This window comes from Budvicia aquatica DSM 5075 = ATCC 35567, assembly GCF_000427805.1.
Classification (GTDB): domain Bacteria; phylum Pseudomonadota; class Gammaproteobacteria; order Enterobacterales; family Enterobacteriaceae; genus Budvicia; species Budvicia aquatica.
In genome coordinates this window covers 48,824-71,883 of the sequence record NZ_ATYS01000023.1, presented here as the reverse complement: position 1 = coordinate 71,883, position 23,060 = coordinate 48,824, and the positions used below count along the sequence as shown (strand labels likewise).

General features: G+C 43.7%; 20 protein-coding genes. 9 read left to right on the top strand and 11 right to left on the bottom strand.

The window, feature by feature from the left end; translation table 11 throughout:
* Nucleotides 1–129 precede the first annotated feature (129 nt).
* The 5 genes from YWE_RS30395 to frsA form a co-directional block, all read right to left on the bottom strand.
* Nucleotides 130–3,018, bottom strand: a complete 2,889-nt coding sequence (locus tag YWE_RS30395; protein WP_051323291.1) for an autotransporter outer membrane beta-barrel domain-containing protein — start codon at nt 3,016–3,018, stop codon at nt 130–132.
* Between the two features lie 767 nt (nt 3,019–3,785).
* The gene (gene proA, locus YWE_RS0110665; RefSeq protein ID WP_029094521.1) at nt 3,786–5,039 is read right to left on the bottom strand and encodes a glutamate-5-semialdehyde dehydrogenase; all 1,254 of its coding nucleotides are present in this window, start codon (nt 5,037–5,039) and stop codon (nt 3,786–3,788) included.
* A gap of 11 nt (nt 5,040–5,050) precedes the next feature.
* The gene (proB, locus tag YWE_RS0110660) at nt 5,051–6,154 is read right to left on the bottom strand and encodes a glutamate 5-kinase (RefSeq protein WP_029094520.1); all 1,104 of its coding nucleotides are present in this window, start codon (nt 6,152–6,154) and stop codon (nt 5,051–5,053) included.
* 114 nt (nt 6,155–6,268) lie between these two features.
* Nucleotides 6,269–6,673 (bottom strand): sigma factor-binding protein Crl, encoded by a 405-nt coding sequence (gene crl / locus YWE_RS0110655; RefSeq protein WP_029094519.1) that lies wholly within the window; start codon nt 6,671–6,673, stop codon nt 6,269–6,271.
* Between the two features lie 55 nt (nt 6,674–6,728).
* Nucleotides 6,729–7,976, bottom strand: a complete 1,248-nt coding sequence (gene frsA, locus YWE_RS0110650) for an esterase FrsA (protein WP_029094518.1) — start codon at nt 7,974–7,976, stop codon at nt 6,729–6,731.
* A gap of 781 nt (nt 7,977–8,757) precedes the next feature.
* On the opposite strand from frsA, the gene YWE_RS0110645 reads away from it, so the two are divergent.
* From YWE_RS0110645 to rraA, 7 genes are all read left to right on the top strand, one after another.
* Nucleotides 8,758–9,294 (top strand): Csu type fimbrial protein, encoded by a 537-nt coding sequence (locus YWE_RS0110645; RefSeq protein WP_029094517.1) that lies wholly within the window; start codon nt 8,758–8,760, stop codon nt 9,292–9,294.
* 61 nt (nt 9,295–9,355) lie between these two features.
* On the top strand, nt 9,356–9,889 hold the full coding sequence (locus YWE_RS0110640) for a Csu type fimbrial protein (protein ID WP_227659969.1): 534 nt from the start codon (nt 9,356–9,358) through the stop codon (nt 9,887–9,889).
* 7 nt (nt 9,890–9,896) lie between these two features.
* Entirely contained in the window at nt 9,897–10,475 is a 579-nt protein-coding gene (locus tag YWE_RS0110635; protein WP_051323290.1) for a Csu type fimbrial protein, read from the top strand.
* A gap of 26 nt (nt 10,476–10,501) precedes the next feature.
* Nucleotides 10,502–11,293 (top strand): fimbrial biogenesis chaperone, encoded by a 792-nt coding sequence (locus tag YWE_RS27065; protein WP_071605857.1) that lies wholly within the window; start codon nt 10,502–10,504, stop codon nt 11,291–11,293.
* A gap of 157 nt (nt 11,294–11,450) precedes the next feature.
* Nucleotides 11,451–13,847 carry a fimbria/pilus outer membrane usher protein gene (locus YWE_RS0110625; RefSeq protein ID WP_227659970.1) on the top strand — a complete coding sequence of 799 codons (2,397 nt, stop codon included), beginning with the start codon at nt 11,451–11,453 and terminating at the stop codon, nt 13,845–13,847.
* Nucleotides 13,848–13,852: 5 nt separating this feature from the next.
* Nucleotides 13,853–14,842 carry a Csu type fimbrial protein gene (locus tag YWE_RS0110620; RefSeq protein ID WP_051323289.1) on the top strand — a complete coding sequence of 330 codons (990 nt, stop codon included), beginning with the start codon at nt 13,853–13,855 and terminating at the stop codon, nt 14,840–14,842.
* A gap of 65 nt (nt 14,843–14,907) precedes the next feature.
* Nucleotides 14,908–15,399, top strand: coding sequence for a ribonuclease E activity regulator RraA (gene rraA, locus YWE_RS0110615; RefSeq protein ID WP_029094512.1), 492 nt, complete (start codon nt 14,908–14,910; stop codon nt 15,397–15,399).
* Nucleotides 15,400–15,476: 77 nt separating this feature from the next.
* Here the strand turns inward: rraA and gpt are convergent, their stop codons facing one another.
* Both gpt and YWE_RS0110605 read right to left on the bottom strand, forming a co-directional pair.
* On the bottom strand, nt 15,477–15,935 hold the full coding sequence (gene gpt, locus YWE_RS0110610; RefSeq protein WP_029094511.1) for a xanthine phosphoribosyltransferase: 459 nt from the start codon (nt 15,933–15,935) through the stop codon (nt 15,477–15,479).
* Nucleotides 15,936–16,096: 161 nt separating this feature from the next.
* Complete coding sequence (locus YWE_RS0110605; protein WP_029094510.1) at nt 16,097–16,582, bottom strand: glutathione peroxidase; 486 nt, start codon at nt 16,580–16,582, stop codon at nt 16,097–16,099.
* 319 nt (nt 16,583–16,901) lie between these two features.
* On the opposite strand from YWE_RS0110605, the gene YWE_RS0110600 reads away from it, so the two are divergent.
* On the top strand, nt 16,902–18,362 hold the full coding sequence (locus YWE_RS0110600) for an aminoacyl-histidine dipeptidase (RefSeq protein ID WP_029094509.1): 1,461 nt from the start codon (nt 16,902–16,904) through the stop codon (nt 18,360–18,362).
* Between the two features lie 110 nt (nt 18,363–18,472).
* Here the strand turns inward: YWE_RS0110600 and dinB are convergent, their stop codons facing one another.
* Together dinB and YWE_RS0110590 are read right to left on the bottom strand one after the other, a co-directional pair.
* Nucleotides 18,473–19,528: a DNA polymerase IV gene (gene dinB, locus YWE_RS0110595; protein ID WP_029094508.1), complete on the bottom strand. Its 1,056-nt coding sequence runs from the start codon at nt 19,526–19,528 to the stop codon at nt 18,473–18,475.
* A gap of 84 nt (nt 19,529–19,612) precedes the next feature.
* Nucleotides 19,613–20,614, bottom strand: coding sequence for an FAD:protein FMN transferase (locus tag YWE_RS0110590; protein ID WP_036015719.1), 1,002 nt, complete (start codon nt 20,612–20,614; stop codon nt 19,613–19,615).
* 200 nt (nt 20,615–20,814) lie between these two features.
* Here YWE_RS0110590 and YWE_RS0110585 point away from each other — a divergent pair, with 200 nt between their 5' ends.
* Nucleotides 20,815–21,555, top strand: coding sequence for a L,D-transpeptidase family protein (locus YWE_RS0110585; protein WP_029094506.1), 741 nt, complete (start codon nt 20,815–20,817; stop codon nt 21,553–21,555).
* Here the strand turns inward: YWE_RS0110585 and YWE_RS0110580 are convergent.
* Together YWE_RS0110580 and lpcA are read right to left on the bottom strand one after the other, a co-directional pair.
* The gene (locus YWE_RS0110580; RefSeq protein WP_029094505.1) at nt 21,552–22,319 is read right to left on the bottom strand and encodes a class II glutamine amidotransferase; all 768 of its coding nucleotides are present in this window, start codon (nt 22,317–22,319) and stop codon (nt 21,552–21,554) included. The genes YWE_RS0110585 and YWE_RS0110580 overlap by 4 nt on opposite strands.
* Before the next feature lie 45 nt (nt 22,320–22,364).
* Nucleotides 22,365–22,943 carry a D-sedoheptulose 7-phosphate isomerase gene (lpcA, locus tag YWE_RS0110575; protein ID WP_029094504.1) on the bottom strand — a complete coding sequence of 193 codons (579 nt, stop codon included), beginning with the start codon at nt 22,941–22,943 and terminating at the stop codon, nt 22,365–22,367.
* Nucleotides 22,944–23,060 lie beyond the last annotated feature (117 nt).

Genomic DNA, 23,060 nt, shown 5'->3' with positions numbered 1-23,060 from the left:
AATTATTTTAATAATAAATAGATGATAACTTCCTGATGGTCTTTAAATAAAAAAGCTGCTGCAAAGATTTAGCCATCCTTTGCAGCAGTACTTGTCACATATTAATAAAAAGCTTAATGGTTCAATTAGTTAAAACTGATATTTAATACCTACCATACCGGCTGTATCGCTGTAATGGCGGCTACCAATTTGCTGTGTCACATCGCCCCAGAGGCTAACTTTCTTATTTATTTGCCCAGATAACCCTAACTTAGCTTCAAAAGTGTTTTTTGTTCCATCCTGAGTCACTTGGTAATTACCCATATTAACGCCAAAACTTTCCGTATTATGAATCCAGTTAGCTTCCATATAGGGCTGTAAATTGGTTTCATCCTTAGTTTTACTATCATCTTTAAAGAAAGCTCTTATGCCAAGGCGGGTTAAAACATTATCATTACCCGTTCCTCTAACATCGACACCGGAAGATTCACGATGATTATCAGCCTTTACGCCCATCCACACGGCCTGAGCCTTAGGTTGAACATAGTAATTTACCCCTTGGTTATCCGATAACTTAAAGGTATATCCGCCTTCAATCGATGCGGTAAAACCATCTGAATCATACTTTTCAGATGAGAGACCTTTCCCTTCAACGGTATTATTAAACCAGTTGTAAAGCGTCCATAAATCGACGTATCCACCAGTTTCATCAACTTTATTCTGATACCAGGTGCCATACACTCCGAGGCTGTACCCATTAACTCGCCCTTTGGACGATGTTCCGGTTAATCTGGCATCAGTAGAGTTATGATTATTGGCATATCCTGCCATCACACCAAGGATCCATTCACCATTATCGTTGATTTCATCAATCAGATGCCCCCCTAATTGCAAAACATAGCTATTACTGGTGGTTTTAAATTGATTACGGGTATCACGAATACGGCTATGTCCGCCAACCTGCCTCATCCATAAAGCGCTGATCTGCTGTTCACCCGTTAATGGATCAATATAGGGCAAATGCCCGTTACGATCGTGTAGCCTGGTGACAAATAAGGTATTTGCCGCCCGTAAGTTTTCAGCATAGCTGGCGGTTTCAGGTCGAGTGGTTCTAACTGGCTCAGGTTCCGGCTCAGGCTTGGGTTTAGGGTTTGGTTTCTCGCCCGGCTCTGGCTCTGGCTCCGGCTCTGGTTCTGGTTCAGTCGGCGTATACACTGAGGTCAAATACCAGTTTTTAACATCAGCGCCTTTGGTGTCATCGCCACGCTTTAAGAAGTAATCAAAAGCGCCACCGATAATACGGCCATCTTGAACAAACTCACCGTCAGATGCACCCTGAACTTGGATAAGTTCGATACCCAAATTGGTTAATCCACCATTGCCACCAATATTATTCACTTTGACTAAAGTCGAGCCGGAAGTATTTCCGCTAATAACTAGCTTATCAGTCAGGGAATTGTCATCCCCTAAAGCCGTATTCATCACAATACGGCCACCAGTTCCGGTATAGTTTTTGGTTACGTTAAGGGTTTTAAATGACGCGTCAGCGTGATTAAATTTTAGCGTGGCATTATCTGCTAACCTCAGCCCGGTTAATGATGAATCGCCGTTCATATCCCAAATGCTGGCACTACCCGAAATAGCTAAATTGATTATACCGTCGGTACTGCCGGTGCTTTGCGAGGTACCGGTAAAGATCGAACCATCAGTCATACTCAGGTCGATCAACCCGTTGTTATCCGCAAGAATATTGCCAGTGATGATATATTTGCCATCGGTTAATGATGTTATCTGACCCGCATTGGCATAAATCGCATAACTATCAGGCCCGGTAGTACTGATATTAGCTCCGCCAAGAAAATCGATATGCCCAGTATTCCAGTTAACAAAAGCCCCGTGAGATTGACTACCTGACGTGTTAATCGTCATACCATCACCGGCAACAATTTTGCCATTATCGCCAATCACCGTAGTAGAGCTTGATTGTAATCCAGAAACATAGAGCCCATGAGCATCATCACCCAACGTTGTTACATTGGACTTAGCTCCCAGAGTCAAAGAACTGTCAGAGGAGTACATATAGGCTGCATGAGAGCCATTTCCCTCAGTACGGATAGTTGATTGTTGTCCTAAAGTCACATCACTATTATAAACCAGAGTACTGCTCTTCGTTCCGTACAGGTATACGCCGTAAGATTTCTCTCCCGTCGTATTGAGAATTAATCCATTACCGATATCCACAGTCCCATCGCGACCATAAGCATAAATACCGTGAGCACTATCCCCCGCAGTATTCAGTATAAAGTCATTACCAATATCAATGGTTCCATTGCGGCCATTAGCATAAATACCATGGGCACTGTTCCCCTGCGTATCAAATAGGGCTCGATCTCCAATGGTCAATTTCGAGCCGGTACCTGATATTTGCGCTGCCGTTGAACTGGTTCCCTGAGTTTTAATTTTACTGTCAGAACCAATATCAACCAACGAACCGTAGGAGCCATTAGCATAAACACCATAAGATTTAGTGCCCAATGTCGTTAAATCTAAACCATTTCCGACATAAATCTGACTGCCATAGTTAGCCCTCAGTCCATGAGCCCCTTCTTTCAGTAAAGGGATATCTCCGGTATATTCAGTACGCATAACGGCATTATTGCCAATAAACACTTTACTGTAGCCATTCAGGTTAACGGCATCGGCACTAAGCCCTTTGGTCGTAATAGAAAGACCGTCACCAATTGTAATGGTCCCAACAGCATTTGAATTACTTGGGTTAGTGCGCAGACCATCAGCAGCCTGACCTGAAACAATAATAGTTAAACGGTCTCCGGCAACTGCGTGTGAGTCAGCATTAACATAGACACCAAATGCATGCCCAACAAAGGTAGGTTCAGGTGAGGCAGAAGATATAACCGTCACATCATCTCCTACCGTTTCTCCGCCGTATATGCTGCCTCTTTCTATCGCGTATACTACAGTGGTATTGAGTGTGACTATTAGCATTGCACTGATTTTGGTTAAATTGAATTTCTTCATCGAATAACTCCCTTTAGTATTATTTCCATTGCGCATTAAAACGCATTTATTTCTAATTATATTTATGGCTTAGCGTTCAGAATTCATTCCGACAATTAAAACTATCAAACTCCATCAATTAGAATAAAAATCAAAAATTAACTTAACATTGAATTATGCCAACTAATATCAACAGATATCTCAGTAAGTTATTTTAAAATATACCCATCCAAGCACTACCAATGCCCCACCAAGAACAAAGCACACCAATTAAACTACAATAGAATAAAAAAACAACCTTTTAGATCGTCAAGTAAGTTCAAAAAGCAACAATAAAGAATAATACATCGATAAGACTAACAAGGCGACACAATAGATCGGTATAACCAAATCATTAAGAATATTAAATAAATATACATATAAAACCCATTACAAACAATAAGATAAAATAAAGACAACGACCAACTTAATCTTTAATAGTATAAGTTCACAGAATGAAAAAAATAAAACAGAATGGCGACAAATTAATTTTATCTTTAAATTACAATAAGATAAAAAATAAAATCACGCGAAATGAAAATAAATAACAATAAAATAATAACGGAAGTAATTAAAAATAAATGGTATGTTCTTTTAAAAGTTAGAGGAAAGACCAACAGTGCCCGATAATATATTGAAATGATAATAAATATTATTTATTAGTTTAATCAACGCAGATTATAAAGGGGATGGATGAGACCCGTTACTACATGATAAAAAGAGTAACGGGCATATTAAAACAACCGATATCAGCGACGAATAAGGTCGTCGCCGTAGCCTATCCATTTATAGGTGGTTAGCGCTTCGAGCCCCATCGGACCTCTGGCATGGAGTTTTTGAGTACTTACGGCGACTTCCGCCCCTAATCCAAACTGTCCGCCATCGGTAAAGCGCGTGCTGGCATTAACATATACCGCGGCTGAATCAACTTCGGCGACAAAGCGGTCTGCATTAGAAAGCGAACGAGTTAAAATGGCATCAGAATGGGCACTGCCATGAGCACGAATATGCCCGATAGCTTCATCTAATCCGTCAACAACGGTGACATTTAAGTCTAATGACAACCACTCTTTTTCGTAGTCTTCATCAATCACCGGAACTACGATGGCCTCACCGCCACTTAGATACATCATAGCCTCAGGTGACGCGTGTAATGTCACCCCGCTTCCTTTCATTTTTTCACTCAGCTTAGGCAAGAAAGTTGATGCAATACTGCGCTGAACCAGTAAAGTTTCCAGCGTATTACAGGTACTCGGACGCTGAGTCTTTGCATTATCAATAATGGCCAGAGCCTTATCAAAATCGGCACTTTCATCCACGAAGGTATGACAAATACCGATACCACCAATGATTACCGGAATAGTGGAATTCTCACGACACAAACGATGCAATGCAGCTCCACCGCGAGGGATCAGCATATCCACATAGCGATCTAACTTGAGTAATTGATTAATTAATTCACGGTCCGGATTATCAATAGACTGTACAGCCGCTGCCGGCAAACCACACTGACTTAACGCCAGTTGAATCACTTCAACCATCGCTTTGTTGGTATGCACCGTCTCTTTACCACCGCGCAAAATTACCGCATTCCCGGTTTTCAAACATAAAGAAGCTACATCAATGGTGACATTAGGCCGGGCTTCATAAATAACGCCAACAACCCCTAACGGAACCCGGCGACGCTGAAGATTAAGGCCACTGTCGAGCAATGACCCGTCAATAATATGGCCGACAGGATCGACTAAACGACAAACGTGGCGAACATCATTAGCGATTGCAGCTAAACGAGAAGGCGTAAGCAGCAGACGGTCGAGCAGCGCTTCACTGGTTCCGGAGGCTTTCGCCGCATCCATATCTTTTTCATTAGCGGACAGAATGACATCGCTATTAGCTTCCAGCGTATCAGCCATAACGGCCAGAGCCTGATTCTTCTTTGCTGAGCTTAATGTCGCTAACTGGTAAGAGGCTTTTTTGGCTGCCTGCCCCATTTGTTCTAACATAGTTAAACCCCTTAGCTGATGATCATATCGTCACGGTGAACGGCAACCGGGCCATATTCATAGCCTAGAATAGAATCTATCTCTTGAGAGTGGTAGCCGGCAATCATGCGTAAAGCATCGCTATTATAACGAGCCACTCCGTGGGCTAAATCGCGCCCGGCCAGATTGCGAATCCGAATCACTTCACCGCGTGAAAAATTACCGATGACGTTCTTAATACCTTTCGGTAATAACGAGCTGCCGCGCTCCAACATGGCCTGAACGGCACCATCATCTACGCTGATTTCACCCGCCGGCGGTGCGCCAAAAATCCAGCGTTTACGACTTTCCAGCGGCGAAGGTTGAGCATGAAAACGGGTTCCAACGGAAACATCGTTAATCACATCACCAATGACGCCCGGTTTAATACCCGCCGCAATAATCACATCAATTCCGGCGCGACAAGCAACATCTGCAGCCTGGAGCTTAGTGGCCATACCGCCAGTTCCTAACCCTGATATGCTATCGCCAGCAATGGCTCTTAATGCATCATCAATACTATGAACTTCACGAATAAGTTCGGCATCCGGGTTATGGCGAGGATCCGCTGTAAACAGCCCCGGCTGGTCAGTCAATAATAAAAGCTTATCAGCACCGCCAAGAATAGCCGCCAATGCCGAAAGATTATCGTTGTCACCGACTTTGATCTCAGCCGTGGCAACCGCGTCATTCTCATTGATTACCGGTACAATATGGTTATCAAGCAGCGCTAACATGGTATCTCTGGCATTCAGAAAACGTTCACGATCCTCAAGATCGGCCCGGGTCAGTAACATTTGGCCAATATTAATGCCATAAATAGAGAAAAGTTGTTCCCATAGCTGAATCAAACGACTCTGCCCAACTGCGGCCAAAAGCTGTTTAGAAGCAATGGTAGTAGGAAGTTCAGGGTAGTTAAGATGCTCCCGCCCGGCGGCAATTGCGCCCGACGTAACAATAATAATTCGGTGCCCCAATGCGTGCTGATGCGCACACTGGCGTACCAGCTCAACGATATGAGCACGATTTAAACGTAAAGATCCACCTGTAAGAACACTGGTGCCTAATTTGACAACCAACGTTTGGCTGTTATTCATAATTGTTCTGCCGTTGAATTCTAAGAATAAAGCGAGAAAACCTTTTTAGCAGGAGTGGAGCGTTATGCCAACAGGCATAACGCAAAATAAGTGAGAATTAGAGTAAATAATTTGTCAGACAGGAGATTTATCGATGTTTTTGACCTGCTCATCATCCATAGGGCGAAGAGTGAGCTTAATTGAGGTCAAATAGTTACCTAGCTTTTGCAAGAATTCCTGAAGATTGGCATCAATCTCTTTTTTGATTTCAGCATCTTTAATCGGTTTTGGCTGCCAGTCCCCTAATTTATCAAAAAGGCCGGTCTGACAATGAAACACAAACCCTTCTTCGTCAGCATCCATATCAATCCACCAGCCCCAGAACTCTCTCTTTTCAGGAGAAGGCTTACTGCTTACACAAACAGCCAAACAATCGAAAAAATAGCGATTGCCTTTGCATTGAGATTCTCGAATATAGGGACCTAAACTAATAAACTCTTTTAATAACCGACTTCTGGAATGACCGTTGGGTAATAGCATGATGCTGACTCCTGAGATTCAACTTTTTAACAGCTTGTTAAAAAACATCCGAATATTAACATAATTTCTGACTAATCCACTCTGTTAGTTGCTGTAATCCATTACTAAAACTACTTCTTAACGGCGTTGAGGCAATGTTAATCACTTTTCCTTCACTGGCGGAGGAGGAAATCAGCTTAGATTCAGACGGAGGGCTGAAGATGTCATTTTCAAAGGCAACTGAGCACATCGGCGTCGAACAGCGTCGCCCGAGCAATCCTTGCGTTTTCAGCGAGTAATTATTTAATGCTATATATAGCAAACTATCGGTGGTTGAATCTAACTTCAAGCGACTGGCAATAATATCCCGATATACGTTTGGTATACGCTGCTGAGTCTCTTTATTAGTTAATAGCTCGTGCACGATCGGCCCGATACAGGCGACTCCCCGCAAACGGCGAGGTTCAAGATAGGCCAGACGAACGGCGACGTTGGCACCAAAACGAACGCCCAGTGCAACAACACGTTGATTATCAATCCAAGCAACCTGATCCAGTTGGTTAAGCACCTGTTGATGCAGCGCACTGGTATCTTCAGTTAACGTCCAGCGCGAAGCGAAACCAATAGAAGGCAAATCGACACACAGCATGGCGATGCCTTTTGGGGCAAGGTAGTCTCGGAATAACGGATAATAGTCATTCTGGAAATTATCTAACCCACCGCAAAGCAATACCGTTGGATAAGGGGCATCCCCGGTGGGTGGAACGTGCAGAAATCCGGTCAACGTGCCACCATCTACGTTGAAATCGATGGGTTTTAGCTCAAAAGGCAGGAGATCCGCGGCTTCACGATAAGCGCGATCGGCCAGAATTTCAGCCTGCTCGGCTAACCGATCTCCCCGTAGATGCGGATAACTGGCAATACTGTAGAAATTAGAGGCTTTTAACCAGCAATTACCGGCTTTTATCGGATCCTTACAGGCCAGATCCTGAGCCTCTTTCTGCCACAGCATCCCTTCTTTAGCCCATTCGTAAATCCAATTCCCACCCCGATAACCGACAACAGTATCTAGTAAGGCTTCATTGGTCCGCTGATTTTTAGATGCGGCAATACGCGCCAACACGGTTTCAACCTCAATAGGATCGATACCACGCCATGCCCACATTGGACGATTGATCATACGGTACCAATTAGATTCGGTCTCACCGTCTAATGGCGAATGAACGGTGGCTGATGACTGCGTCACTCGTTTCACCAACGTGGACGTTTCCGGATGTTTAAAAGAAGGTTTAAACAACACTTCTGAAAGGTTAGCTTTTGGCATAGTAGACTACGGCCTCCGGTGCATCGTGGGTTGGTGGTATACATACCCAAATAATTCGCGTTGCATAGCGTCGGCAAGAGAGCGACCAATCTGTCTGCAACAGATTTGAACGCTGCTTGCAGCGGCCTCATCGAGGCAAGGCCCATGAATGGGCCTTGCCTCGATGAGCTTACTCAGCTAAGTGATTCGGGTGAGCAAGCGCAGCCAACAAAGATGCAGCTTAAAGTATGACGGGTATAGGCATTATAACCTAGTGTAACCAATAAACATGGGTAGAAGAAGATGTTGATTTGTCCTTCCCAACATTTGAATTTAGAACCGAAGTTACCCTGAACTATATTCCGAATGGCTGAAATATAAAAAATGAGATGACAATATATACTCGCATCTCAAAAAATAACAAATTAATAGTCTAGCAATGCAAAACATTCAATAAAAACTATCAATTAATTTTGTAATAAAAAAACAAAAAATAGAATGAACCTATAAGTATATAAATTCATATTTTAAGGAAGATTCATAGAAGAAAAATTAAAAAAATAAATTAAAATCAATTGGTTAAAAAATACACCCGGCATTTAACAAACTATTATTTTAACTATATATTTTTGTAAGTGGAACTTTTTAAAATACTTACTATATTTACTTTTAATGCATTACAGGCCCTTGAAAGAGGCTTATTTGTATTATTCCATTGTGACTATTATCAGAGCGCGTTGTTTAACGGTGGCGCTTAAACTGTAAGTCATCTTATTAAGCAAAATGATTTTCGGGGTTTGGCATGAAAAAACTGTTGATTGCGTTAGGCTGCACTGCAGCCATGGTATGTAGTTCAAATATTTTTGCTGTGGGCACGATTAACGGGAATCTTACCGTTCAGCTAACCATTGGTAACGGCTGTTCCGTTACCGGTGGCAGTACGGGAGGAGCGGTCAATGATTTTGGTACCCTAGACTTTGGTCAGTATTCTTCGTTGGCAGATATTATCACCGGGCAATCAACAGGTACCAGCGGAGCAATACAAATCCAATGTACTACCGCTCTGCCTTATACCGTCAAGCTTGATAACGGCCAGAATGCCACTGGTTCGCAACGCCGGTTAATCGGCGGTGTGAGCCCAAGCAATGACTATATTAATTATTCCTTATTCCAAGATGCCAGCCGTACTCTCCCCTGGAACAGTGCGGGTGCAGGCATACTCAGTGCTCAAGGAACAGGTAATGCCGTCAATATGATCGTTTATGGATTGGTACCGGCACAAACAACACCGGCTCAAGGTTTATACAGTGATATCGTTTTAGTTACCGTTGACTGGTAAATCAATACGTTACCATAATATAACGCTATTTATTAGCAGCGGTGCTATCTCGGGTGAAGGAATGACGTCTCAGTTAAAACAGAATCAACCAAGGATGCGGTTATTGATTCTCCTGCTATGGATGATTTCTGGCACTGGAACAACCGCGACAAAATCAGCCACAGTGACCGTATCGGTTAATGTTTTACCGGCCTGCACCGCTGGTACTACGACCTCAGGAACCACCTCCTTCGGTACGCTCAATTTTGGTACGCTCTATTATTTAAATAAGACCATCAGGCTGATAGGGCAACCTAACGCCGGGGCTATTTTGGTCCAGTGTGCGTCTGGCGTAAATTATCAAGTGGTATTAAGTACCGGTAATAGCGGCAACGTAGCCCAACGATATATGACCGGAGCAACCTCAGGTCAGCACGTTAATTACAACCTTTATACCGACGCTAACGATTCGATCGTTTGGAATAATACGACCGGAGTGACCAGACCCGGAACAGGGCAACCCGAATGGATTCCAGTTTATGGTCAGCTTCCAGCCCAATCAACGCCCATCGTCGATACTTACACTGATACAGTCCAAGTCACCGTGAGCTGGTAGCAAGAATATGATGAAAACCATTGTGCGTTTGTCAGATAACCATTACCGAAATTCTCTGATCGTAACGACGGTTCTGTTACTCAATATATCAATAACGCCTCAAGCTACGTCTCAAACGCTGAGTAACCCCTTCACCGTTAATGCCTCCATTGTTAAAGGCTGCATGTTAGGCAGCGCAAGCAATGATCCTACCACCTTTGGCAACATCAACTTTGGCAATATCTCAAGCTTGTTCAGTGATATTAACCTGGTCTCAGCACAGAATGCCGGCTCTGTTGTAGTGAAATGTACGCCGGGTATCAGCGTTACTATCGCCATTGACGCCGGACTAAACAGCGGCGGCAGCGTCAGCAATGGCCGTTTTATGAAGATGACAACGGGGGCCAGCACGCTGAGGTATCAACTCTACCAAGATAGTAATTACAGCACCGTTTGGGGAAATGGCAGTAACGGCGGCCAAATCTACAGCTATACCGCCGACGGTACTGTGAAACCTTTTAGTTTATATGCCCGCCTGTTTGCTACTACAGCATTACCGGCGGTAGGTCAGTACAGCGATACTGTGAATGTAACCATAACATACTGAATAGTATTTATTTTTGGAAGACACAAATGAAAAATAGAAGATCGTTAAAATGGCTTTTTATTGGCACGCTTGTTTCGGTTTGCTTCTATTCATTACCACAGGGATATGCAAGTTCAATCCTTATTTGGCCCATCGATCCGGTAATCGAAGATGACCAAAATTCAGCCTCTCTTTGGCTGGAAAACAAAGATGATAAGCCGGTATATATGCAAATCAGGGTATTTGAATGGAAGCAGTCAGATAATGATAATCAATATACTAAACAAACTGATATTGCAGTCAGTCCGCCATTCGCACTGATTGAGCCAGGTAAGCGCCAACTAATCAGGTTAATCAAGAATATAAAAGTTCAACCTAACCAGGAAAGGGCCTATCGAATTATCGTTGATGAGGCCCCCAGAGCCAAAAAGCCGGATGAAATAACAGAATCATCACCCGCCAGCGTTGGAATTAACTTCCAGATGCGTTATTCAGTACCACTTTTTGTTAGCGGACAAGGTATTTGGACCAATCCTGATTACAGTAAAAATAGGGATATACAAAAAGCAACCGCCCCCAAATTAAGCTATCGGGTGATCAATCAGAACAATCGTCGATTGCTTGAAGTTAAGAACGATGGGGTTGTACACGCGCGTTTATCACATATTACTAACGCATCAGGCAGTGGTGAAAAAGTTCTGGTTGAAGGCCTGTTAGGCTACGTTCTTGCACATTCAAGCATGACGCTACAGTTACCAACAAATCAGATTAATGGCAGTGAAAAACTGCAGGCACTCATCAATAATAATCCAACGCCTGTAGTACTAGAAAAACGCTAATTCGATGCTGATTAAGCTAAAAATGATCTACGGAGCCAGCTCCGTAGAGGCCCCTGTATCATATTCAGCGGTATTATCTAAATTCATTTTTTGCTCAAGCAGTCTATTGTTATTAATTCCAGCTGTAGCTTTGGCGGATTTACCCCCTCCTTCGGATATGGAAAACGTCGAAATAGAACTTAAAACCGCAACCGCTAAACAAGCGGACAGCCCCCAGCAATTGCCCGAAATGTCGCTGATGCTTGAAGTTGTTATCAACGGCAAGCAGTCACAAAACGTTGTACCGGTAATACATCGTTCCGGCCATTACTATATTTCATCCGAGAACTTCAACAGCCTCGGGTTGCCAATCAAGTTCGATGACTTACCGGAAGTTGAGATTGACACAGTCAAAGGCTTGAATGTGACTTATGAAAGCGCAACACAGCAGCTTTTGGTCAATATTCCTACTGACTGGTTACCTGAACAAAATATATCGCAATACAAAACGGCAGGTTACGAAGCTTCAGACAGTACGCTAGGAATGCTATTTAACTACGACGTTTATGCCAGTCATTCAACTGAAATTACTCAAAGTGATTATATCTCTGCGTTTACAGAACAACGTTTGCTAGGGCCATTCGGTATCGTTTCCAACAACGGCATTTATAACCAGCAATTTGATTCTGAAAAGGTAAATTCGTCACAAAATCGCTATATTCGTTACGATACTAAGTGGTTTTACAATGATGAAAAATCCATGCTGAGGTACAGCGCAGGAGATATCATCACCGGTTCTTTAGCATGGGGGACGTCAGTCAGACTCGGCGGGCTACAGCTGTCACGTAACTTTGCTACCCGACCTGATTTAATTACCTATCCTCTCCCTCAGTTTGCTGGTCAGGCTGCGGTTCCTAGTTCAGTTGACCTTTATATTGATAGTTTCAAAAACTCCACGACTAACGTCAACCCGGGACCCTTTACAATATCAACTATTCCGTTTATTAACGGCGCGGGTAACGCTACGGTGGTTGTCACAGACCCATTGGGCCGCCAAGTGAGTACTTCAGTCCCCTTCTATGTGTCCAGTGAGCTATTGCAAAAAGGGTTAGTCGACTTCAGCTTATCTGGCGGAAAAATCCGTAATAACTATGGCCTGGAAAATTTTGATTATCAGAATAACGCCGCCAGTGGAACACTCCGTTATGGGTTGACTAACTGGCTAACGCTGGAAGGCCGGGCAGAAAAAGCCAGCCAACTGATGGTTGGCGGCGCCGGAGGTAATATTATGCTTGGTCAGTTTGGGGTTCTGGGTGGCTCATACACGACAAGTAAAGCTAAAGACGGTGCGTTTAAACCAGAAAATCAAGCCTACGACTATTACGATGATGCTACCCAGTCAGACGATCCTTATAACCCACAACAAAACCGGAATAGCGGAGATCAGCGTTCAATCAGTTATTCCTATACTCAGCGCAATTTCAGTATCAATGCTCAAAGAGTGATACGTAGTGATGGCTACGGGGACCTTTCAAACTATAAAAGCAGCTATCGCCCCAATAAAAAAACCAGCCAAATTACCGGCAGCACCACGCTGGGCGATCTTGGCTCTATCGGTATAGGCTATTTTGACGTCGAGCGCTTCGATAACTCGCGCTTACGTCTGGCCAATATCTCTTATAGCACCACGGTGTTTGGGCAAAATAGTCTCTATACCTCAATCAATCGAGAAATCGGCCAGCAAGGATATAGCGCTCAAATTATTGTTAGCATTCCGTTAGGTAACTGGGGCGGAGCCTCAATGAGTTCTAGCCGGGATAGCAATAACAAATGGACTCATCAGGCATCTTATAACCGCGCAGCGCCAACCGACGGAGGTATCGGCTGGAACATGTCCTATGCTAAAAACTCAGGAAATCAAAGCGACTATAAGCAGGCCGGAGTGGAATACCTGGCACAAAAAGCCAAAGCTCAAGGCGGTATTTATGGAGACAAAAACTATACCTACTGGGGGGAGTTGAGTGGTTCTTTGGTCGCAATGGGCCGTAGTATCTATGCTTCCAGACCGATTAACGATGCTTTTGCTTTAATATCAACCGACGGTTATCCCGATGTTCCGGTCCGCTATGAAAATCAGCTATTAGGTAAAACAGATAACAATGGATATTTACTGATACCCACGGTCACCTCTTATGCCAATGGTAAATATGAAATTGACCCCGTAAACCTGCCGGTAGACGTAAAAATACCGGTAGTGGAACAAACCCGATCGATTAAAGAGAGTAGCGGCACGCTCATCGAATTTCCCGTCACCAAAATCACACCAGCAACGCTGACGTTAGTTGATGAATCAGGTACTCCACTGCCTAAAGGTAGCATTATCTATTTGAACGATCGAGATGACGTGAGCTACGTCGGTTGGGACGGTGACTCTTATCTTGAAAATGTAGCAGCAGAAAATAAGCTAACTATTCTACGAGCCGATGATAACACTCAATGTCAGGTCCATTTTACGCTACCAGAACATCCGACGAATGGTATTCATTCACTCAATACGCTGGTCTGTAACAGGTGATAATAATGAAGATAAATAACAGTCCCCAACCTGCCAATAAACTGAGCCCGCTCCGACCAGTAGTATTGTTCTTTATTTTATGTTGGCTATTAATCGCCTCAGCAGCTCAGGCAAGCTGTACCATTACGGTTACTCCTGTACCACAAAATTTAGGTACGGCGGCAGCGTCTAACGTTTATAACTCCAGCCTTAACACCTCAGGACCCGGCGGACTCAGTTGCTCAGGATTAAGTATCAGTCTGGCTGGTACCAGTACGGTTAATGGGACCATTACCAGTACCACTAATGGCTTCAATTTAGTCAATACCCAAAATGCCACGGCAAAGATCCCATATACCCTTTATGGCGATAATACGACTAACTATCCGTTTAAGCTAAACACCGCAATGGACTACGGCCCCGGCGGATTAAACTTGCTCGGTCTATTATTGGTTGGTACCGGCGGTTCAACGACCATCTATACGCGCACATCTCCCGGGGCCAACGTTCCTGCAGGAATATATACTGACACGGTCATTATCACTTGGTACGCGCGCATCTGTTTACTTAATGCTTTAGGCATCTGCGTGTCACTCGATCCTCCGATTACGGGTACCAGTACAATACAAATCAACCTAACCGTAACCAATAACTGTGTGATAAATAGCACGCCTAACGTTCAATTTACCAGCAGCCCACTGGTTGAACAGTTTCAGTCAATTACGCAAAGCGTTACTCTGACCTGTACATTACAGGCTCCCTATAAAGCCTATTTCAGTTCCGGAAGTCATTTTCAATCGCCATGGCGTCGCATGAAAGGCAGTTCAACCAATATGTTGCAGTACAATATCTATCATCCGAATACATCGACAGTCTGGGACAGTACAACGCCGCTGCTAGCTAACGGAACAGGATTAACTCAAAGCATTAGTTACACTACAACAATTAATCCTAACCAGTCAGAGCAACCACAGGACAGCTATAGCGACAGCATAAATTTTACCGTCGAGTATTAAATCCATTAGATAAAACCCACGGCTTACGTTATGTTTCCTCTACCTCTTTTTTGTAGGAACTAACCATGAATAATAATAACAATCTCGTCAAAGTTGCCGATCTGTGTGATGAATACAGAGAACAAATCAGGATGCTATCACCCATTTTCAATGATTTTGGCGGAAAAAAAACCTTCAACGGTAAAGCGGCCACCATAAAGTGTTTTGAAGACAATACCTCAGTAAAAGCGCTGAGTTTAACGCCGGGCAATGGAAGGATTCTGGTTGTTGACGGCGGAGGAAGCGCTCGTTGTGCACTGCTGGGAGACAACCTGGGGGCAAACCTAGTCAATAATGGCTGGCAGGGGGCAATCATTTACGGCTTTATCCGGGATAGTGCCGAACTGGCTTTATTACCCATAGGAGTAAAAGCATTAGGTTCAGTGCCGATGGGGCCGATTAAATTAAAAGAGGGAGTCCTTGGCCAACCGCTGGAATTTGCCGGACAGACTATTAACGATGGCGATCATATTTATGCCGATGAAGACGGTATTATTATCCTGAATATTGCTGATTAGTCGGGATACTGGCGATAAAAAACCGGCCAGATGGCCGGTTTTCTTTGATTCAGCGTTAGCTATATATTCACTATCAATCAGTTATCGCCAATTGGCTTAACGAAAGTAATGCCCATATCCCATGGTTGTTCAATCCATGTGTCTTGTGGGATATCAACAACGTAATCATCAACCAATGGCTTACCCGCAGGCTTGGCGAAAATAGTGACAAAATGCGCTTTTGGATACATATCGCGAATTGCTTTCGCCGTACCGCCGGTATCAACAAGATCATCAATGACGATAAAGCCGTCACCATCACCTTCAGCGCGTTTTATAATATTCATTTCGCGTTGATTATCATGGTCATAGCTTGAAATACAAACGGTATCAACATGGCGAATACCCAGCTCACGCGCCAAAAGCGCTGCAGGCACTAATCCACCGCGGCTTACCGCAATAATACCTTTCCATTGTTCTCTTGGCAGTAAACGGCGGGCCAGTTTGCGGGCTTCCATTTGCAACATATCCCAAGTGACGACGTATTTTTCGCTCATATCAATCGTATCCAAGCCAGTCTGGTGGCCTATAAAATCAGGGGAAAAAAGTTGCAGGGGATTATAAAGAGGCTGGCCCATAAAAACCAGCGGTTCTGTCAGAGAAATATAAACTTATCTGCTTCCAGATAGAGACAAGCCCGTCATCAGCCAAGAGAACATTACTTGAGTATTGCCTCAATTTTGGCCTTAAGTTCTTCAGGCTTAGTCGTCGGAGAGAAGCGCTCAATTGTTTTGCCTTGATTACTGAGCAGAAACTTAGTGAAGTTCCACTTAATCTTCTCACTACCTAACACGCCCGGCGCCTGTTTTTTTAAATAAACATACAGGGGATGAGCATCTTCACCATTGACGTCAATTTTCTCAAACAGCGGAAAACTGACGCCAAAATTAACTTCACAAAAAGCGGCTATCTCCTGGTTACTCCCCTTCTCCTGTCGGCCAAACTGGTTGCACGGAAAACCAAGAATCATCAACCCTCGATCTTTATAAGCCTGCCATAGCTGTTCTAGACCTTTATATTGCGGAGTAAAACCACATTCACTGGCGGTATTCACCACTAAGATTGCTTTGGCAGAATAATCCGCTAATGTACGTTTTTCACCGCTAATCGTTACCAGCGGTATGGCAAAAAGTGTATCTGTCATAAAATTTCTCCAATTGGTCTACATCCCAATGAGTTAATTATAGTGAACAAATCGCTCAACAACGATCAACAGGTTTATCTCTCAAAGCAAGCCCATTTCAGTCATGGCTATCTTATGGTCAAATAGTATTCATTTAGTGAAAAAAAAGACAAAAGCGTGACCAATAAACGCATTTACTAAGAAAAACTTTGTTCTTTAAGTGTTATTCTGTCTTACAACTAGCTAACACATTCTATCTGTAGCTACCCGCTTATTTTTATCGTCAATCGTACCGGTAATCCACGGTCACAGAGCAAAACATCTTTACAGGAGATTTATCGTGTCTGATTTAGCTCAACTTACGCCAACCATTTTATGGCAACACTTTGCAAAAATTTGCTCTATTCCACACCCATCGAAGCATGAAGAAGCTTTAGCTAATCATATTGTTGATTGGGCTAAAGAGAAAAAACTTCACGTTGAACGTGATGCTGTGGGTAACATCCTGATTCGTAAGCCTGCAACTGCCGGTATGGAGAATCGTAAATCAGTGGTGCTACAGGCCCATCTGGATATGGTTCCGCAAAAAAATAATGATACCGAGCATGACTTTGAGAAAGATCCGATTCAGGCTTATGTTGACGGTCAATGGGTTAAAGCGCGTGGAACAACGTTAGGTGCAGATAATGGAATTGGAATGGCCTCAGCGTTGGCCGTTCTTTCCGATGACAGTCTGTCTCATGGCCCGATTGAAGTGTTACTGACCATGACGGAAGAAACCGGTATGGACGGTGCATTTGGCCTACAGCCTAACTGGCTACAGAGTGAGATCCTAATTAATACAGACTCTGAAACCGAAGGCGAGATTTATATGGGCTGTGCCGGTGGCGTTGACTGTAAGACTAATTTACCCCTCAGCCGCGAAGATATACCCGCAGGCCATCAACTATTTAAGCTCTCATTAAAAGGCTTAAAAGGCGGTCACTCCGGCGGAGATATCCATTTAGGCTTGGGTAATGCAAATAAGTTAATGTCGCGCTTCTTATTTGCTAATGCTGAATCCCTTGGATTACGTCTGTTATCCTTCAACGGTGGTACCTTACGTAACGCGATTCCTCGTGAAGCAACCGTAGTTTTAAGCCTTCCGGCGGGTAATGTTGACCGACTAAAACAGGCTATTTCCGATTATCTCAGCGTAATCAAACACGAATTATCCGCAGTTGAAAAAAATCTGGCGCTGGTCGTTGAGCCTACCGAATGCGGGCTGAAAGCACTGACCGCGGATAGCCAATCTCGCCTGATTGGATTACTCAATGCCAGCCCGAATGGCGTTATTCGTATGAGTGACTCGGTAAAAGGCGTGGTAGAAACATCCCTTAACCTTGGTGTTGTAACAACCGATCAGGATCAGGCACAGGTTATTTATCTGATTCGTTCGCTAATCGATAGCGGAAAAGAGTATGTGGCCGATATGCTGATCTCTCTGGGGCAGTTGGCCGGTGCACAAACCAGTGCTAAAGGCGGTTATCCTGGCTGGCAGCCAGACCCTGAATCTCCGATTATGAGCCTGGTTCGTGATAGCTATAAAAAACTGTTTGATACCACACCCAATATTATGGTGATTCATGCCGGACTGGAGTGCGGTCTGTTCAAACGCCCTTATCCTGATATGGATATGGTCTCTATTGGACCAACGATTACCGGCCCGCACTCACCGGATGAGCAGGTTCATATTCCGAGCGTTGCACGTTACTGGCAGTTGCTGACTCAATTGCTTAAATCGATTCCTGAGCGCAATTAATAGTATTTGATATTGATAGCTGATGAACAATGGCGGGAGCAATTCCCGCCATTATTGTTTTAAACAATAATCGTCTGAATCGATAAAACAGTCGACTGGCCATAATCGGGCTATGAAAATAGCGCCAACTGTCGGTCTATTTGAGGATCAATCAAGGTTACATGAAGGCCAACCAGCCTGACTCCCCGGTTATTACGCCTTTGCTGCCAAACCTGTTCAGCGACGGTTAACAAATCTTCTCTGTCGAGCTTCTGCCAAACGTGTTCCTGCGTGGTTAACTGAAAATCATCAAACTTAAGTTTAACACCCTGACGGGCAATTCTTAGGTCCGGATTGACATTCGACAAACGCCGTTCCAATTCCGTATACAGACCGTCAATCACGCTCAGGCAGCTATCCCAGTCATGAATATCTTTAGACAACGTCGTTTCAACACCAATCGACTTACGCTGGCGATCGCTACACACCGCCCGTTCATCAATCCCATTGCAGCGTTCATACAAAACGCGGCCAAACTTACCAAACCGGCGTAACAGATCGGCTAAATTATAATTTTGAACGTCTGTGCAGGTGTACAGCCCAAGCTCAGCCAGCTTACTACCGGTAACCTTCCCGACCCCGGATATTTTAGTTAATGGTAACTGTGCCAAAAAATCGGCTATTTGGCCGGGAGCAATAACATATTGCCCGTTAGGTTTATTAATATCCGAGGCAATTTTGGCTAAAAATTTAATCGATGCAACGCCGGCTGAGGCCGTTAGTTTTAATTCATTAAAGATAGCCTGTCGGATATCTTGCGCAATTAGCGTCGCTGAGCCGTTAAATTTTAAGCAGTCGGTCACATCCAGATAGGCTTCATCTAAAGAGAGTGGTTCGATGATTGAGGTGTAACGCAGGAATATTTCATGGATCTGATGTGAAATGGCTTTATACACAGCCATGCGGCCGGGTAGAATTTTTAGATGCGGGCAAAGTTTGCGCGCCTGAGCTACCGGCATTGCGCTATGAACGCCATAACGACGAGCCATATAGTTTGCGGTACTTACCACCCCGCGCTGCTCAGAACGACCAGCGACGGCAATGGGAATATTAGCCAATGAAGGATCGTCGCGCATTTCAACTGCCGCATAAAAACAATCCATATCAATATGTATGATTTTACGCACAACTCACCTTTAGCCATCACCATTAAGACTGTATAAATATACAGGCTAAACGATAATAGCTCAAGTCTGTCTAAATGCGGGAACTTACTGTTTGATTAACTTAGCTTTAAAGCTGTCAGAATAGTGTTCAGAAAACCCCTCAGCCGACTTTGTAATAATCATAACCGGTATATTCAGCTGATTAGCCAGTATGATGGCCTTTTCTTCCCCCAGAACGCCTAGGGCAGTAGAAAGACCATCTGCAGTCATACAAGATGAATCCATTACCGTTATAGATACAATATTATTCGATATCGGCCTGCCGGTGCGCGGGTCTATGGTATGGGAATAACGAACGCCGTTGACCTCGAAGAAATTCCTATAATCACCGGATGTCGCCATAGCCATATCCCCCGGCTCAACAATGACTTGAACATTTTGCTCGATGCCGGCGACCGGTTTTTCAATCGCAATACGCCACGGTTTTTTGCGATCGTTCAGTCCCTTAGTCCGGACTTCCCCGCCAATATCAACCATATAATTATTGATACCTAACGATGTCAGATATTCAGCGATAACATCAACGCCATAGCCTTTAGCAATGGCTGACAGGTCAAGATAGAGTTCAGGAACATGTTTGATCAGCGTATTTCCCTCAACGCTGAATTTATCCATACCAACCCAAGCTTTACGTTTTTCCAGTTCACTGTCTGAAGGAACTTCATCCGGGCGATTTTCCGGACCAAATCCCCATAAATTGACTAACGGCCCAACGGTAATATCTAAGGTTCCCTGACTTAGCTGATTAATCCGAATGGCTTCGTTAATGACTTTTACCGTCGCCGCTGAAACCGGGAATGGCTGATTAACCTCACGGCTACTATTAAATCGGCTTAATTCGGAGTTCGGCCGATAAGTCGACATCTGGTCATTAACCTGTTCTAGTAATTTATCCACTTCTTTTTGTAAGGTCTTTTCATCAGGCAAATCCGAATTTCCAACATATTTAATCGAATAATAAGTCCCCATGGTTTGACCGTTAATTGACGATTGTTGAGGATTACATGCCGTAAGAAAAATAGAGAGGCCAAAAACTAATAATGACATCAATGAATTAGATAAAATCTTCAAACTTTTTACCTTAATATACATAATGTTAAAAACAAAAATAACAATTTATCATAAAAAAAGAATTACTCTTTTTCTATAATCTGACTTACACTAGCGCGCAAGAAAATTGGTTATAAATATAGCAATATTGTATTAATTAACTATCCGGATATATGCCGTTAACAACAGGAAGAACCATGGGCAAATACATATTAATGCTCAGCCTATTATTATTGTCGCCGATTTCATTTTATTCAAATGCAGAAGCGCCAACAGTAGAACAGCCAACAGCACCACAAATGTCACCAGAAAAACAAAAACTATTAGGCTTACCAGTCTATATCCGGATTATAAAAGAAGACAAGACTCTGGAGCTATTTGTTAAAAATCAGGGTGGCTATAAATTAGTTCAGTCGTATCCGGTATGTAATTACTCTGGCGGATTAGGACCAAAACGTATTCAGGGCGACTTTAAAAGTCCTGAGGGTTTTTATCAGGTGACGATGAAAAGCCTCAACCCTAACAGTAAATTCTATCGTTCATTTAATATTGGTTATCCGAATCAATACGATCAGGCCCATGGTTTTACCGGTAAGCATCTAATGGTCCACGGTGATTGTGTATCCGAAGGCTGCTATGCGATGACCAATAAACAAATTGCAGAGATCTACCAGTTTATTGAATATGCGCTGATCAACGGCCAGCCGGAAGTGGATGTAAATATATTCCCATTTCGCATGACCGAAGAAAATATGCAGCGTTATAGCCACAATGTGCATTATGAATTTTGGCAGCAGCTTAAAACCGGCTACGACTTCTTTGAGAAAAACCGCCTGCCGCCAACCATGGTGGTGAATAATGGGCGCTACGATTTAGCCCCTCAGGGATTACTGGCGAGTAACCACACCCAAGATCAGCGTAATCCTTTTGCTCACTAAAGCACTCGCTCGCCGAAATGAAACAGGGCAAATTCTCCCGGCGGGATTTTTTGCCATTGTTCATTACCGGTTAGTGGCTGAGTAGCAATCAACGTGACGACATCATCCGGTGTTGTCTGCTTTTGAAAATCAATCTCAACATCTTCATCGAGTAATGTCGCTTTGCCAAACGGCGCTCTTCGGGTTAACCAATATAAATTGGTTGAGCAGTAAGCCATCACGTAATGACCATCTGAAAGCAGCATATTGAATATGCCCTTTTCCCTTAGCTGTGCAGCACACTCAGCAATAAATTTAAATACCGCCGGCCAGTTTCCGGGCTTACGCGGATAACGTTGTTTTAGCTGTTCCAATAACCAACAGAAAGCATACTCACTGTCAGTCTCACCGATTGGCTGAAAGAATGGCATCTTTAATCCACGATACCCGCTCAATTGGCCATTATGCGCAAAGGTCCAGTTTTTACCCCAAAGTTCACGCGTAAAAGGATGGGTATTCTCTAACGCCACCGCCCCGCGATTTGCCTGGCGAATGTGGGATATCACTGCACAGGACTTAATCGGGTAGTCCTGCACTAACTTCGCTATCGGAGAATTATAACTCGGTTGAGGATCTCTGAATGTCCGACATCCTTTCCCTTCATAAAAAGTAATACCCCAGCCATCTTTGTGTGGCCCGGTACGGCCACCGCGTTGAATCAGGCCGGTAAAGCTAAAACAAATATCCGTTGGCACATTAGCACTCATTCCGAGCAACTCACACATACCGGCCTCCACCTTTCAACGAAAAATACCCACTAATAACAGCGACTATTTAACCATCTCTTTTTCAACGAGTAACATTAGGATATGGATAACTTTAATATGAACTTCCTGAATGCGGTCTGCATAACCAAAATGAGGAATTCGTACTTCAACATCAGCCAAGCCATCCATCTTGCCGCCATCTTTACCCGTCAGCACGATCACTTTCATCCCTTTAGCTCGGGCAGCTTCAATCGCTTTTAAAATATTTGCTGAATTACCGGACGTTGATAAACCGAACAATACATCCCCTTCACGGCCTACCGCTTCAAGATAACGCGAGAATATATAGTCATAGCCAAAATCATTACTGACGCAAGAGATATGGCTCGGATCTGAAATTGCAATTGCCGGGTACCCTGGACGATTTTCACGGTAGCGACCCGTAAGTTCTTCGGCAAAGTGCATGGCGTCACAGTGAGAGCCACCGTTACCACAGGAGAGGACTTTGCCACCGGCTTTAAAAGAATCAGCTAACAATAGAGCAGCGCGTTGTACTGATTCTATATTGGCATCATCACTCAGGAATTTTTGTAAAACATCGGCTGCTTCATTCAATTCACTGCGGATCAGATCTTGATACATGAATAACCTCTTTTGCTTGATGAAATTTAATAAATTATTAAATACAAGTTTAGCGGATAGCGCTTACAGCGAGAAGCGCTATCGTTGAATATAGGTGAACAGCTATCCACCGATAAG